We start from the raw sequence: 15,032 nt of genomic DNA, 5'->3' as shown, positions 1-15,032 counted from the left end.
AAAAACCGCTGATCAAAGATCAGCGGGTTGAGAGATAGAACATTCAGGTAAGAATTGTTTTAGGTCAGCAGGCAGTGGGCTTTCGATTTCCAAAACCGCACCGCTAAACGGATCAACAAATGCGAGCCGGCAGCAATGCAAAAACATTCGCGGTAACGCAGCAGGGCACGGGCCACCATAACGACGATCACCAAACAAAGGATGACCAAGATCAGCAAGTTGGCGACGGATTTGATGCTGACGTCCGCTATGCAAGGTGAGTTCAATAAAAGAAACCTCCTCCGTACGTTGCAGAGCACGAAATGCGGTATGAGCTTCCTTCTCTTTACCTTTTGAGGTCACCTTGGAACACAACATTCCACTACCGGGCAACCGCCCCTTGGCCAACGCGACATAACATTTTTCAACATCATGTTGCATAAACATTTTACCGAGTTCGCTACAGGCCTTTTTCCCTTTACCGAACAGCACAGGGCCAGAGGTGTCGAGATCTAAGCGGTGGATCGGCGCGCAATTAAAGTCCACACCACGGCGACGATACAGCTGTTCAATTTGGGTGGTAAGATTCGTCTTTTCGTGACCAACACTTGAATGAATAGCCAGTCCAGCCGGCTTATCGACGATAAGGATTTCACGGCTTTCATAAAGGATTGAAACAGGGCTATCGACTTCAGGGGATTTATATCCGTTGAGTAATTCTCGCATCCGACCACTATCAGGAAGCTGAATTTCTAAGCCTGCGGATAAAACACTTTCCTCAGACAAAGTTCCTGAAGTAGTGACAACCTTGCCTTTTTTGAGCAATTGACGCAGATAACTACGCGATGCCGCAGAGACATGCCGCTGTAAAAAATCCAGCGGGGACAAATTTATTTCGTTAGATTCTACAATTATTTTAGACATAACGAACAGAATAGCCTTTTATCGTGTTCAGAGCAAGGACGAACCGCGACAACTTGCCTAATCACGTTAACAGCGCAATTGCGCCCAACGCCAGCCACGAACCGAATTGATAAGATAGACCTGGTCTGCGCCGCGCAATTGCGCCACCGTGATCACCCGCTCAATAAGCACTCCTTGCTCTAGCAAGTGTTGCCGAAAGGTTCCCGCCAACAACCCGCAATGCAGTGGCGGTGTTAGCCATTGCCCTTTTAAGTAGATAACAATATTAGCAATGGTGGTCTCGGTTACTTCATTGCGTTGATTAAACAGCACCACGTCATCGACCTCAGTACCATACTCATTCTGAGCCGATTCAATCATGCCTTGAAAGAACTTTCGATCATCAGTTTTATGGCTAAAAAACTCATCATCGCTCGCTATTGCCTTTCGCGCTAAAACTAATTTAACCGCTCGGAGTTGGCCGCAGTAAGGCTGAGGGATAAACTCAAACTCTAATTGACCCGTAGATTCCAACAAGCAACGCACCCGCCAGCGTTGTACTGCGCGGGCAGCGGCTTCATCAATGAGTCGCTGCCGTAGAGAGTGGATATCTACAAGATAACCAAAGCGTTGTGCCGACACGTCTAGACGTTGTAAATGCTGCTCGAATAGTCGATAGCCTGTTTCAGGCTCCCACAGCAAGGTTTCAAGTAGCCGTGGCTGCCCCCCTTGCCCTTCCAATACTTTGGCCTTGGTCTGCGTTTCGCGATATTCTTGCTCAGCATCAGAATCCCATATAATTCCACCACCGACGGGATATTCCCCGCAACCCTGCTGGCGATCAATCAATGCCGTACGGATGGCCACATTAAATTGCGAGCGGCCATCTGGAGAGATAAAGCCAATTGACCCTGTATAGATTTGACGTGGCGAAGATTCTAGCTCGTTAATAATTTCCATTGTCCGCACCTTTGGTGCCCCAGTTATTGAAGAGCACGGGAAAAGAGCGGTAAATAGTTCAACAATCGAACAGCGGCTGCGGGCCTGAACCTGTGTTGTCATTTGCCACAGAGTTGGATAGGCTTCAACCTGAAACAATTTATCGACATGAATCGATCCTACCTCGGCGATACGGCTCAAATCATTGCGAAGCATATCGACAATCATTAAGTTCTCAGCGCGATTTTTTTCACTACCGGCTAACTCATCGCATAGGCGTAAATCTTCGATGGGATCATCACCTCGTGGTGCCGTCCCCTTCATTGGTCGCGTTGTAATCAAATCCTCTTTACGAGAAAAAAACAGTTCTGGTGAGGCCGAACAGATTGCAAAACGACCGAGATCGACAAAAGCGCCATACCTCCCTTGTTGAGCATGCTGCAGCGACAAAAAGAACGTCCACGCATCAACTTCAGCATTAACAGTACATTCCAAAGGATAGGTATAATTTACTTGGTAGGTATCGCCCTGAGCGATGTAATCCTTAACCGCAGCAATCGCCTTAAGGTAATCCCCTTTATGGTGCCGTGGCTTCCAGCTAAACGGTACTGAAGTTGATTTATCTAACGGTAAAACAACAACGGGTGCTGCTTCGTACAAACCAAACCACAGCAACGGCAACTCACCGCCGACACGAGTTACTAGTCGTGAATCAAAGGCTGGTGACGCTTGATAGCCGACATACCCCGCAGCATATAAACCTTCGCTATTCACCAGAGATTCAACCAAGCGCAGCTTTTCAACCACCTGCGCCACCGTTGTCGCAACAACAACATGCACTGGCGTTTCGAATTTTAACCATTGGTCACATTCAGCATCATGAATGACCAGAAAAGGATCGCTATGAATCATCACCACTCCACCCGACGGTTAAATAAAGACGGCCCCAACCTAACGCAACCACGTATTACATGCGAGATATTTTCAAGACTCACATCGTCATGCTAGCCCCGATCCTCCCCCTGACAACGTCAAGAACAAACGACAGCGATTGATCAGATCAATGATACTCGGGACATCTTCGGTCCGTTTTAGTTTTCTGTACAAAACCGTGTAACTCTGATATTCAAACAGGCCTTCCTAAACGAGGAGGGCCTGTTTTGTTTTACGAAAGGACCACCATGAGGTTCACCGATCGGCGCAGCCAACTGTTGAGCACTGAATTAATAAAATTGATCAATTTAAGCCTGCCGCTGATCCTCGCACAGTTGGCGCAATCAAGCATGGGCTTTGTCGATACAGTGATGTCAGGCCGTGTAAGCGCGCATGACCTCGCAGCGGTTGCCATAGGGTCAAGTATCTGGTTTCCACTGATGCTGTTATTGCTTGGTATCTTGAGCGCCCTAACACCGACCATCTCGCATGCCTACGGTGCGGGCAAGCAACAAACCATCAGCCACGTTGCGCCACAAGGGATCTACCTAGGAACCATACTCGGCACCATCATCCTTATCTTACTCCACCAAGCGCACTATCTATTGCCGTGGTTACAGGTGGCTCCACAACTTGAGCCCATCATTACCGGCTACCTAGAAGGCATTTCGTGGGGATTCCCAGCGCTCGGGGCATGTTTTGCCTTACGCTACTGCAGTGAAGGACTCTCCCTCACACGCCCCAGTATGCTGGTCAGTTTTTTTGGTTTAGCAATAAATATCGTCGCCAACTATATTTTAGTTTTTGGCAAACTAGGCTTACCCGCCATGGGTGGTATTGGCTGTGGCCCCGCTTCAGCTATCACCATGTGGGCGATGTTTCTAGGTATGCTGTTTATCTTTTGGCGCGGTGCACTTTATCGACGTTTACAGATGTTACGCCTTAATGCCGCGTGGTGCTGGGAGACACAAAAACAGCTCCTCAAATTAGGTCTACCTATCGGTGGCGGACTGTTTATTGAGTGTAGTATTTTTGCCACCATCGCCCTACTGTTGGCCCGCTTTGGCGCTCAAGCAGTCGCCGCACACCAAATTGCCTTAAGTTTTACCTCCATGACCTTTATGGTTCCGTTGAGCATTGCCACCGCCATATCTGTTCGTGTCGGCCACACCAGCGGTCGCAAACGCCCCCTACAAACTCGACGTGTCGTCTATATTGGCATCCTGACAACGCTCGTTTGTGCCTTAGTGAGTTGCACGGTGATGGCCACGTTCCCCCATCTGTGTGTCTCTATTTTTACCAACGATACACAGCTACTCAATGCGGCAGCATCACTGCTTTTTCTCGCTGCTATTTTTCAAATTCCCGATGCAATGCAAGTGTGCTGCGCAGGTGCCTTACGTGGTCTCAAAGATACTAAAATACCCATGATAATCCAAACAATCTCCTATTGGGGCATTGGCTTACCCATCGGTTGCTACCTTGGCCTCCATTTAAATTGGGGCGCAAAAGGATTTTGGATCGGCCTAATCTGTGGACTCACCAGCGCTGCAATTATGCTGTCTATCCGCCTCTTTCACATGTTCAAACACTCAAGACTCCACCCCTCGGCATAATTATTTTATCTCTGATATAAAATTTATACTTGACGATTCTGCCATATCGCGGTACTGACTGACTACTCACTCAGTTTATTGCGGAAGGCTACAAATGAAATCAAAAAAAGATAAAATCATCGATGCGGCTGTAGACCTGTTTGCCGATAAAGGGTTCAACAACACATCCACTGCTGAAATCGCCGCCCTATCAGGAGTTGCCCAAGGAACCCTATTTTACCACTTCAAACAAAAAGAGGGCATTTTGTGTGAAGTACTCAACCAGATCCTCCAACACACAATCATGGGCTACGACAACATTTCTCAGCACGAAAAAAACGGATTGGAATGCGTTGAAGCACTCCTTCGTAGTGAAAACCTCGTTGTCGAACAGCACAGCAAAAAGGTAACCGTTCTCATCCGTGACATGACCGATGAGGTTCATAAACCAGGCACAAACGGCTTTGCCCTCATTGATTCATTTCTGAAACACAAAATCAACCTCCTGAGCCAGTTCATCAGCAAGGGAATTGCCGACAAGAGCATCCGCCCCGTAGCCATCGAAGAGACGGCATGGTTCCTTGATGCAGCTTTTTATGGCGTGATGCACATTAAACTTTTCAAGCATCTCCCCGTACCGCCCATTGATGAACATGCCATCCGTTTTTGTATCGACGGCTTAAAACCTAATCCTAATTTATCATAACCATCATTACTAACCATGAGGTATCCAATGCGGCACACTCTTGCTCTCGTACTTATTCTATTGATCATCACACCTGTTTTTGCAGAGCCCCCAGCAGCGCCACCCGCTCGGGTCAAAATAACAGCACTGCAAAGTTCACTGGCAGCGCCAACCCAATCATTTGTCGGCACCCTTTATTTTGATCGCATCAGTCAACTCTCAGCGGAAGTGAGCGGTCGTGCGGACAAGGTTCTTTTTCGCGAAGGCGATCAGGTTAAAAAAGGCCAAGTTCTAGTTCAACTCAACACCGACTTCATTGATAAAGAGTTGATGCGAATTCAGTCAATGATCGATTTAACGCAGGCCAAGCTTGATCACAAGAATAAAGACCTCGCCCGTTATCAGCAACTTCTTGAACAACAAGCGACTAGCGCCACAGCATACGACCAACTATTTTACTCGGTTGCCGAGATTAAAGCGCAAAAGGCTGCCTATATTGCCGAGCTCGAATCAACTCAAATAAAAAAAGGTAAAAGTGTCATTCTCGCCCCATTTAACGGTCGAATTCTTGAAAAAAATATTGATATTGGCAACTGGGCGACAACAGGTAGCCCCGTCGCTCGCATTGGTGCGCTAAGTGATATTTTCATCCAAGTTCCCACAAGTGAAACCCTTTTACCTTTTAGCACCATCGGTCAACAGGTTGAAGTGTGGTTACCGGCAACCAACCAACACCTTAAAGGGGTCCACAAAGGGTTTCGCCCTGTTGTCGATGCGCAAACAAAAAACATTTACAGTCGCATTCAGCTCGAACAGATGACACTCCCTTTCGAAAATATGTCCGCTGAGGTCAGTTTGCCAACCAGTACCGAAAGCGTGCAACTGCTCGTCCCTCGTGATGCTCTGGTGACCTTTAATGGCCAGAAATTTGTCTACAGCATCAAAGACGGCAAAGCAGCCATTATCCCCATTGAGATTGTGAGCTTCAGCGGCGATCGTGCCGCAATTAAAAGCCCTCACATTCAAGCAGGGATGCCAATCGTGATCGAAGGTAATGAGCGTTTACGTCCAGATCAACCCGTAACCGTCATAAAGGATTAATTCGATGAGCATATTGCACTACAGCATTAAAAAACCCGTTTCAGTGGCAGTGTTTGTCATCACAGTATTGCTCTTCGGCATTATCGGATTAACAAGCTTGCCCGTTCAATTGACACCTGACGTTGATCTGCCAGAGATCACCATCACCACGACGTGGCCTGGTGCGACCCCATATGATATTGAGCAGGAGATTATAGAAGATCAGGAAGATGCACTAAAGGGACTACAAAACCTGGTCAGCATGGAAAGTTCAAGTTATAACGATTACGGCACCATCAGCCTAGTATTTAAGGTTGGGGTTGATATTGACAACGCTTTACTACGCGTTGCTAACAAACTCGACGAAGTCAGTAACTACCCAGAAAATGCAGATAAACCAATCATGGAAGCCGCTGGTGCCAGCAGCTCACCCGTCATCTGGATATTGCTTAAAACCAAAGCTGAAAATCCTGAAACAATTGATCACTACCGCACTTTTTACGATAATGAGGTGGAACAGCAATTAGAACGAATTGATGGCATTGGTTCTCTATTTGTTGGTGGTGGAACGGAAGACCAACTCCAAATTGTCGCCGACCGTCAAAAGATGGCACGCAGCAATATCACCATCAACCAAATGGTTAGCTCAATTCAACGGGCAAACCAAAACACCTCAGCTGGCACCCTCGGTATTGGCAATAAAGATTACCGAATTCGTACCGTCAGTCGCTTTCAAAATGGTAAAGATCCTCTTGGTGTGGTGTTAGAAGATGACGGCCTCAAGCGGGTTCTGTTGCACGATGTCGCAACAACACAAAAAGGATACGCTAAAAAAACAGTTGCGATTCAGTCGAATGGTAAACTTAGTATTGTTATCGGGGTTCGTAAGGAAAAGGGTGCCAATGTTCTCGACATGACCCGCCGCACTCGCCAAGTTGTTGACGAATTAAATGCAGGGATTCTTGCCGAAAAAGGGCTATACCTTGACTGGGTATACGACCAAACTCCTTACATCAATACCGCGATCAGTATCGTGAAGAAAAATGCTTTGATCGGCGGAATTCTTGCCGTCATGGTACTGCTATTGTTTCTACGCAGCGTTTCGGCGACAGCCATTACAGCCATTGCAATCCCCATCTCAGTTATCGGAACCTTTATTTCGTTGTGGGTATTCGACCGAAATATCAACGTGGTCAGCCTCGCGGGGATCTCATTCGCCATTGGTATGCTGGTTGATAATGCCATCGTCGTACTGGAAAACATCGACCGCCACCGCCAGATGGGCAAAAAAGCGTTTGATGCCTCTCTCGATGGTGCGCAAGAAGTTTTTGGCGCAGTTCTCGCCTCGACAGCAACAACGATAGCCGTATTCCTCCCCGTTATCTTTATTGAACAAGAAGCTGGGCAACTCTTTCGCGATATCGCCATCGCCATCACCTTTGCTATTTTATTGAGTATGCTGGTCTCGCTAGTGGTCATCCCATGCTTGGCCAACCTTGTCTATTCGCGTCGCCCGTTAGCAAAAGTGAAGAATGATGCCATTGGTCGCCAAGGACAAAAAATAGCTAATGTACTGATAAAGTTGTCCAACCTCTCGCTACGTTCGCTCACCAGCCGGATACTCAGCATCACCTTATTTACCCTTGCGGCAATTCTTATTACCTGGGTTTTACTACCAAAATCAGAATACTTGCCTCAAGGCAACCGTAACCTTATTCTAAATATCCTTATCCCCCCCCCTGGTCTATCCGTGGAAAAACGCTCACAGATAGGGGAATTTGTTTACCAAGAGGCCCTACCCTATACTCAAGAAGATGGTAAGGATGGTGTACCGCAAATCAAAAATCTGTTTTTTGTCGCTACTCCCGACCTCAATATTATTGGTGCCATTAGTACTCACGAAACTGAAGCAAAAAAATTAATGCCGCTGATGTCACGAATTATGAACAGTATTCCTGACATGATTGGCGTCAGCTTACAGTCTGGGATCTTCGAAAGTGACATTGGTGAAGGACGAGCTGTTGAGGTCAATATAACAGGCACCGACCTTAACACCTTGGTTAACGCTGGCCGCACCCTCTATGGCGGAATTAGCCAGGCGCTAACATCAGCCCAAATACGGCCCATCCCATCTCTTGAGATCAGCTATCCTGAGGTGAACATTATTGCTGACAAGCAAAAGTTGGTGGCCAATGGTCTGGATGAAACAATTTTGGGCCAATACATCGACATCCTTATGGATGGTCGCCAGATCAGTGATTATATGCCCGACGGCATGCGTAAAGTCGATCTCGTCCTCAAGGCGAGCGATTCCGAAATTCGTAGCCCTGAGGATATTCTCAACAGCACCATTGTAAATAGTCATGGTGAACTGATTCGTATTGGTGATGTCGCACGCGCCGAATACTCGCAAGGGATGACTCAGGTTGACCACTATGAACGCCGACGAAATATCACCCTACAGGTGACACCTCCAGCAGAGATGCCACTGCAACAAGCGACAGAAACAATCGAAGCCATGGTAGAAAAACTTACCAATGACGGAACACTCGGTGACGTAAAAGTTTTCATCGGAGGAAATGCAGATAAGTTAGTTGAAACACGTGAAGCGCTACAATGGAACTTACTCTTAGCATTGGTACTCACCTATCTGTTGATGGCGGTTCTATTTGAGAATTTCTTCTATCCACTGATCATTATGTTTAGTGTTCCCCTTGCCGCAGCGGGTGGATTTATTGGCCTCACTACCGTTAACCTGCTTGTTGCCCCGCAAGGATTCGACATTTTAACTATGCTTGGTTTTATCATCCTCATCGGAACGGTGGTCAACAATGCGATCCTCATTGTCCATCAGTCTCTCAACAATGTACGCTATGAGGGTTTATCTGGCATTACTGCAATTAGTGAATCGGTCCGAACGCGTATTCGTCCTATCTTCATGAGTACCACAACCAGCCTGTTTGGCTTACTTCCTCTTGTCCTTTCAACTGGGGCAGGAAGTGAACTGTATCGTGGAATCGGTAGCGTGCTCCTTGGCGGGTTACTCGTATCGACTCTATTTACCCTGTTTGTCATTCCAGCACTGCTGGCATTCTTTATCCACAAAGAAAGGGCTGAAAATGTTGAATAAATCCATATCAAAGGATCTCATACTTTTTTTCATTCTCACGCTATTCATACCTTCGTTCGCTTCTGCATGGACGGTGACAGAGTTGCAAAAAAATGCGGCGTCGCAACGTTATCTCGTTCGCGACTACCAAGCGGCATTAGAGCAACAACAGCAAAATGTCCGTAAGCAACGCGGTACATTTCTGCCAGCTATTGATCTTTTTTATCAAGCGGAACAATTGCGCGACCAAACCATTATTCAACAGGAAAAAACACATCGTCGCGGTGTTGAGCTAAGCTGGAATTTGTTTCATGGTTTTGGCGATTACTATCGTTTACTCAGCAAAAAGCAACAGCAGCAGGTTGCCGATCTACAGTTGCAAGAGATTCAACAGAGCGTGCAACAAGAAGTGGCACAAACCTGTTTAAACCTGCATCAGCAACAACAAAACCTTCAAGTCGCACAGCGCCAATTGATGCTGTACCAACAAGAGCGCCAAAACGCCCAAGCTAGGTTTGATGTTGGCCTCATCACTCGCAACGAGGTGCTACGCATTGAAGTGGAACTGGAAAACTCTCAGCTTGACGTGAATCGTGCGCAAACTATCATTCAGCAACAACTGGCTCAACTACAACGGCAAACACTTACAAATGTGCAACTAACAGACCTTGATTTGTCGGAGTTTTCAGCATTACCAGAATTGAATCAACTGCCGCAACTGCAGCAACAACTTCTAACAAGCAACCGTGAACTACAATCACTGCAAACGGTTATCGAAGCAGCACAACTTGATCGTAAAGCGGCGCGTGATAATTTTTTACCTCGTGCAGACCTTGCAGCGACCTATCAACGTGGTGAAAATGAGTTGGCGATGAATGATGGCGATATTCGCGATGAGCAACTAAGCGCTCAACTACGTCTTTCAATTAACGTGTTTGATGGCTTCAAAGATGATGCGGACTTACAACACGCACGCATTGCAGCCAAGCGAGCAACATACCGTTATCAAGAGCGCGAGCATGAACTTATCACCGAAATAGATAATACCTACCGCGAGTTTCACCTCGCAGTTGATAATCTTCAGGTAGCCAAATCAAACCGTCAACAAACGGAAGAAAATTTACGCATCACTCGTATCTCCTTCGATCAAGGGTTAACCACTTCAGTCGAACTCTTAGATGCGATCTTCTTTCAATCTCGGGCCGATTTCAATATCATCGAAGCGCGATCATCGATCTTTTCAGCACAATTTTCGATAGAGCAACTAACGGGTTCTTACCCGAACTATTCTCAAGCAAATTAGCTCATTTACACCATCACGATTCAACTTTAATTGCGCTGTTGTCGCTGTAATTTTCGACAACAGCGCAATTTTATTTTCTTGTTCTTCCCTAGCGGTTATGGTCTTATAGCGCAGTTTGGCTCGACCAAACATCTCGGCAATTTGTCCGGAGCAATTCATCAAAAACGGCTCCGCTCAGTACTGGTTTATATCATTACTGTTTGTTCAAAATCGATACCATCAAGGGTATCCATTTTGGGTTTCTGTCCGCGGAAACCACAGGTTTTTGTTACTTAAAGCCTGTCGAAGGAGATGCCGCCATGTGCGCAAAAAAAATCTCACGTACCAAGCGTTCCCCCAAAATTAAGCTGCGAGGGTTCAACAACCTCACCAAAACCTTATCATTTAATATTTACGATGTTTGCTACGCAAAAGCACCGCAATCGCGTAAAGAATACCTTGAATACATTGATGAAGAATATAACGCTGAACGTTTAGAAAAAATCCTATGCGAAGTTGCGCAGATCATCGGTGCCACGATTCTCAATATCTCCAGTCAAGACTACGAGCCCATGGGAGCCAGCGTTACGGTTCTGATCGCCGAAGAACCCCTTGAACCCAAATCGGATCAAGTATTAGCTCATCTTGACAAAAGTCACCTGTGCGTTCACACCTACCCTGAAACGGATAACAAACTCGGCATATCCACCTTTCGCGTTGACATTGATATCTCAACCTGTGGTCAAATCAGTCCGTTAAAGGCACTGAATCATCTAATCGAATCGTTCGAATCGGATATTGTCCTGATGGACTACAAGGTGCGCGGCTTTACCCGCGACGTTCACGGTAAAAAGCACTATATCGACCATCGCATCCACTCCATTCAGCAATTTATTAAAAAAGCGACGCGTGAACTGTACGACTGCGTTGACATCAATATCTATCAAGAGAATTTGTTTCATACCAAGATGTTGCTCAAAGAGGTCGATTTAGAGCAATACCTGTTTGGTACCGCGATGCAGGATTTTTCTGACAAAGAAAAAAACCGAGTTCGTGAACTATTACGCCGAGAAATGACAGAGATTTTTTACTCTAAAAATATTTATGATTAAACGAAAGTACCCGCTATCATGGCCCTATTTACTCGCGTACTTATCGTGGCATTTATTTGCATGAGTGCCGCATGTTCCCCCATCGTAGCACCCTCGTCAGTTAGTGAACCGTATCCACCGGCAACGGAACCCGTTATTGGCGACATTCAACACCTGCCGACAGGAACGCTACTTTCATTCCAGCAGATGGTTGCAGGAATACGCGGTGATCGTCTGATCTATATCGGCGAAACCCATGACAACCCAGCTTCGCACCGCCTCCAAGTTGAAACAACTCAAGCACTACATGCCAACTCGAAACGGAATCTTGCTGTTGGCATGGAGATGTTTCATTCCGGGCAACAAGCGGTACTTGACGCCTGGAGCCAAGGGAAATTAAGCGAAAAAGAGTTTATTCAGCAATCTAACTGGTATGAATCATGGCGTATTGATTATGCCTACTACCGTGAACTATTAAATTTAATCCGTGACCTTAAACTGCCAATTGTCGCGTTAAATATCAGCAAGCAAGATAAAATGTCGGCAATGAGTGGCAACACGCCGCTGCCAACAAATATCGATCCTTACTACCGCGAAACCCTACTCGCCTACTTTGAAGGTCACAGTCACGGCAGCGCAAGCCCCGATTCATTTATCCAAATTCAAAGCCTATGGGATGATACGATGGCACAATCCATCGTCAGCTTTCTCCAACACCCCGACCACCTCAACGATCAGATGATTGTTATCGCAGGTGGCAACCATATCCGCCACGGCTATGGCATTCCACGACGTGTTTTTCAACAACTGCCATTCGGTTATACTCTCATCGGCAACAAAGACCTTGAGGTGGATGACAGCAAAAAAGAGCAGTACATGGATGTCACACTGCCTGAAGTTCCACTTCCTGCCTATCATTACCTTGTTTACACTCGCTACGAAGCGGGTCCCGAACGGCAGCAATTGGGGATTATGTTAGCGGACAACGATGGCGTCGTGATGATTAAAGAGGTAATTAAGGACAGTGTTGCAGAGCGCTACAACCTTCTGGCTGGTGATCATATCGTAGCAATTGACGACACTACCGTGAGCACACCATTTGATGTGATCTATGCTGTCAGTCAGTGCCAAGAGGGTGACAGCCTATCATTATCGCTTCAGCGAGAGAGTGAAATGAATGAAGTGACAATTCAGTTTTAAGCTGAGGGGTAATCAAACAGGACATTGTTGGCAAATCACACTGAAACAACTTCAGCAATACAAAGAACAAGCCTACGATGAGTTGCGGGAAAAGTGGTAAACAACAAATTTTAAGACAAAACGCCCGCTAGAATCATCTAGCGGGCGTTTTGTTTATTCTACGTATTTTGTCCTGTCACGAAACCTATCGTTGAGGAAAAACACTATTCTGAGTACGGAGAGAAATCTTCTTTACCAACACCACACACAGGGCAACACCAATCATCGGGCAGATCAGCAAACGCTGTACCTGCAGCAATACCTGAATCTGGATCTCCTTCAGCAGGATCATAAATATAACCACAAGGATCACAAATAAACTGTTCCATGACATACTCCTTTGTTGTCGATCACTCTATCGATCAAATAATTAAACGGTTGCTGCTGGTGCTGGGCGTTGGCCAAGCTCGTTATTCAGCATAAAAATGCCGTTACCTGTACTTTCGACAAGCTTCACCTTATCAATAATACTGCACACAGTTGATTCCTCTTCCACTTGCTCGTTAACAAACCACTGCAAAAAGGAATTAGTCCCATGGTCGCGCTCTTCAAGAGCTAAATCAACAAGCGCATAAATCCGCTCTGTCACTTCGCGTTCATGGCCGAGTGTGGTCTCAAAAATATCGAGTACACTACCATAATCGGTTTCAGGCTTAGGGCACGCTGCCAATTCGACCGCTTGACCTTGATCGAGGATATAATCATACATTTTCATCGCATGAATCATCTCCTCTTGGTATTGGTTATAAAACCATGAAGCAAAACCATCCAAGCCCTTGTGGTTACAGTATGCGCTCATAGAAAGGTAAATAGTCGATGAATAAAACTCAAAATTCATCTGCTTATTTAATGCATCAGTCATCGCTTTACTTATCATCGTAACTCTCCTTGAAGAAATAAAACCAATTAAGTTATAATTTCAAGATACCCCATCCTCTTCATTTTATCAAATGAAAAGAATTTCTCAACTAGGAGGCTGTCCGACAATAGGAGACGTAGCGAGAAATCGGCTGGGCGAGGGCAGTTTTTCTCAGATTTGAGAGCGAATAGCTCCGCTATTTGTCGAAAATATGCGAAAGAATGAACCGTTCAGACGGTTTCGCAGTAGTCTCTTCTGTTGTCGGACAACCTCCTAGCCTTTGCCGGCACTGCCGAGAACAAATTCATTTTTGTGAGTCATGAGAGCAACCAGTTCATCGCGACCAGCGCCTAAAAACTTACGAGGATCAAATTCACTTGGATTGTTAGCAATAAATTCACGGACTTTAGCTGTCATTGCTAAACGACCATCAGAATCAATATTAATCTTACATACGGAACTTTTTGCCGCCAAACGTAATTGCGGTTCAGGGACACCGACAGCACCATCTAAGTGACCACCATATTGATTGATCAATTGAACATATTCTTGAACAACGCTGGATGCACCATGCAGAACAATCGGAAAGCCCGGGATACGCTTTTCAACTTCTTCGAGGATATCAAAACGTAGCGGCGGTACCTCTTCACCTTCAGCGAGTTTAAACTTGTACGCACCATGACTTGTACCAATGGATATCGCTAACGAGTCGACGCCAGTCTTGGCAACAAAGTCTTCCACCTCTTCAGGTTGAGTATAGGTTGATTCCTCAGCGACCACATCATCCTCGATCCCTGCCAACACACCAAGTTCACCCTCGACGGTAACATCAAACTGATGAGCATACTCAACAACTTTACGTGTTAACGCGACATTGTCATCATAGCTAAGGTGGGAACCATCGATCATGACTGACGAGAAGCCGCTATCAATACAACTCTTGCACAACTCAAATGAATCACCATGATCTAGGTGCAAACAGATCGGAATATTCGAATCGAGTTCTCGCGCCATGGCTACAGCACCTTGAGCAAGAAAACGCAGCATAGTACTATTGGCATATTTTCGCGCGCCATTACTCACTTGCATAATCACGGGTGAATTAGTTTGAACGCAGGCAAGTACAATTGCCTGAAGCTGTTCCATATTATTAAAATTGTAAGCGGGAACGGCATAACCACCTTTGACTGCTTTTGCAAACATTTCGCGCGTATTGGCCAAACCTAAATCTTTATAGTGAATCATTTCACCCATGTTTTGCCTCCTGAGTTGAATGTTAAATTTATCTTGTTCTCAACTGTTTTAAATAACAGCGTTGCTACGCTAAGTCCAGTGCTA

General features: G+C 46.0%; 12 protein-coding genes. 7 read left to right on the top strand and 5 right to left on the bottom strand.

Annotation, left to right across the window (positions count from 1 at the left end; all coding sequences use genetic code 11):
• Positions 1 to 12: 12 nt before the first annotated feature.
• Positions 13 to 903 (bottom strand): RluA family pseudouridine synthase, encoded by an 891-nt coding sequence (locus ACZ5KY_RS06350; RefSeq protein ID WP_464243059.1) that lies wholly within the window; start codon positions 901 to 903, stop codon positions 13 to 15.
• Between the two features lie 66 nt (positions 904 to 969).
• Positions 970 to 2,733 (bottom strand): aminodeoxychorismate synthase component I, encoded by a 1,764-nt coding sequence (pabB, locus tag ACZ5KY_RS06345; RefSeq protein ID WP_464243058.1) that lies wholly within the window; start codon positions 2,731 to 2,733, stop codon positions 970 to 972.
• Positions 2,734 to 2,981: 248 nt separating this feature from the next.
• On the opposite strand from pabB, the gene ACZ5KY_RS06340 reads away from it, so the two are divergent.
• The 7 genes from ACZ5KY_RS06340 to ACZ5KY_RS06310 all read left to right on the top strand — a co-directional run bounded on the left by ACZ5KY_RS06340 (position 2,982) and on the right by ACZ5KY_RS06310 (position 12,796).
• Positions 2,982 to 4,370, top strand: coding sequence for an MATE family efflux transporter (locus tag ACZ5KY_RS06340; RefSeq protein ID WP_464243057.1), 1,389 nt, complete (start codon positions 2,982 to 2,984; stop codon positions 4,368 to 4,370).
• Between the two features lie 94 nt (positions 4,371 to 4,464).
• Positions 4,465 to 5,055 (top strand): TetR/AcrR family transcriptional regulator, encoded by a 591-nt coding sequence (locus tag ACZ5KY_RS06335; RefSeq protein WP_464243056.1) that lies wholly within the window; start codon positions 4,465 to 4,467, stop codon positions 5,053 to 5,055.
• A 27-nt stretch (positions 5,056 to 5,082) separates the two neighbouring features.
• The gene (locus tag ACZ5KY_RS06330) at positions 5,083 to 6,135 is read left to right on the top strand and encodes an efflux RND transporter periplasmic adaptor subunit (RefSeq protein WP_464243055.1); all 1,053 of its coding nucleotides are present in this window, start codon (positions 5,083 to 5,085) and stop codon (positions 6,133 to 6,135) included.
• A 4-nt stretch (positions 6,136 to 6,139) separates the two neighbouring features.
• Positions 6,140 to 9,244, top strand: a complete 3,105-nt coding sequence (locus tag ACZ5KY_RS06325) for an efflux RND transporter permease subunit (RefSeq protein WP_464243054.1) — start codon at positions 6,140 to 6,142, stop codon at positions 9,242 to 9,244.
• An 82-nt stretch (positions 9,245 to 9,326) separates the two neighbouring features.
• Positions 9,327 to 10,526 carry a TolC family protein gene (locus ACZ5KY_RS06320; RefSeq protein WP_464243053.1) on the top strand — a complete coding sequence of 400 codons (1,200 nt, stop codon included), beginning with the start codon at positions 9,327 to 9,329 and terminating at the stop codon, positions 10,524 to 10,526.
• Between the two features lie 299 nt (positions 10,527 to 10,825).
• Positions 10,826 to 11,617, top strand: coding sequence for an adenosylmethionine decarboxylase (gene speD / locus ACZ5KY_RS06315; protein ID WP_464243052.1), 792 nt, complete (start codon positions 10,826 to 10,828; stop codon positions 11,615 to 11,617).
• An 18-nt stretch (positions 11,618 to 11,635) separates the two neighbouring features.
• Complete coding sequence (locus ACZ5KY_RS06310) at positions 11,636 to 12,796, top strand: ChaN family lipoprotein (protein WP_464243051.1); 1,161 nt, start codon at positions 11,636 to 11,638, stop codon at positions 12,794 to 12,796.
• 203 nt (positions 12,797 to 12,999) lie between these two features.
• On the opposite strand, the gene rd is transcribed toward ACZ5KY_RS06310, so the two are convergent.
• The 3 genes from rd to ACZ5KY_RS06295 form a co-directional block, all read right to left on the bottom strand.
• Positions 13,000 to 13,164 carry a rubredoxin gene (gene rd / locus ACZ5KY_RS06305; protein ID WP_464243050.1) on the bottom strand — a complete coding sequence of 55 codons (165 nt, stop codon included), beginning with the start codon at positions 13,162 to 13,164 and terminating at the stop codon, positions 13,000 to 13,002.
• 41 nt (positions 13,165 to 13,205) lie between these two features.
• Positions 13,206 to 13,712 (bottom strand): ferritin, encoded by a 507-nt coding sequence (locus ACZ5KY_RS06300; RefSeq protein ID WP_464243049.1) that lies wholly within the window; start codon positions 13,710 to 13,712, stop codon positions 13,206 to 13,208.
• A 255-nt stretch (positions 13,713 to 13,967) separates the two neighbouring features.
• Entirely contained in the window at positions 13,968 to 14,939 is a 972-nt protein-coding gene (locus ACZ5KY_RS06295; protein WP_464244641.1) for a class II fructose-bisphosphate aldolase, read from the bottom strand.
• Positions 14,940 to 15,032 lie beyond the last annotated feature (93 nt).

This window comes from Desulfuromonas svalbardensis, from assembly GCF_055389415.1.
Note: the sequence above shows the minus strand (reverse complement) of the source record. Positions and strands in the feature narration are given on the sequence as shown.

Excerpts from the sequence above, each read along its gene's own strand:
- ACZ5KY_RS06300 (WP_464243049.1), bottom strand. The coding sequence starts at position 13,712 with ATGATAAGTAAAGCGATGACTGATGCATTAAATAAGCAGATGAATTTT.
- ACZ5KY_RS06350 (WP_464243059.1), bottom strand. The coding sequence starts at position 903 with ATGTCTAAAATAATTGTAGAATCTAACGAAATAAATTTGTCCCCGCTG.
- ACZ5KY_RS06325 (WP_464243054.1), top strand. The coding sequence starts at position 6,140 with ATGAGCATATTGCACTACAGCATTAAAAAACCCGTTTCAGTGGCAGTG.
- rd (WP_464243050.1), bottom strand. The coding sequence starts at position 13,164 with ATGGAACAGTTTATTTGTGATCCTTGTGGTTATATTTATGATCCTGCT.
- speD (WP_464243052.1), top strand. The coding sequence starts at position 10,826 with ATGTGCGCAAAAAAAATCTCACGTACCAAGCGTTCCCCCAAAATTAAG.
- pabB (WP_464243058.1), bottom strand. The coding sequence starts at position 2,733 with ATGATTCATAGCGATCCTTTTCTGGTCATTCATGATGCTGAATGTGAC.
- ACZ5KY_RS06335 (WP_464243056.1), top strand. The coding sequence starts at position 4,465 with ATGAAATCAAAAAAAGATAAAATCATCGATGCGGCTGTAGACCTGTTT.
- ACZ5KY_RS06310 (WP_464243051.1), top strand. The coding sequence starts at position 11,636 with ATGGCCCTATTTACTCGCGTACTTATCGTGGCATTTATTTGCATGAGT.
- ACZ5KY_RS06330 (WP_464243055.1), top strand. The coding sequence starts at position 5,083 with ATGCGGCACACTCTTGCTCTCGTACTTATTCTATTGATCATCACACCT.
- ACZ5KY_RS06295 (WP_464244641.1), bottom strand. The coding sequence starts at position 14,939 with ATGATTCACTATAAAGATTTAGGTTTGGCCAATACGCGCGAAATGTTT.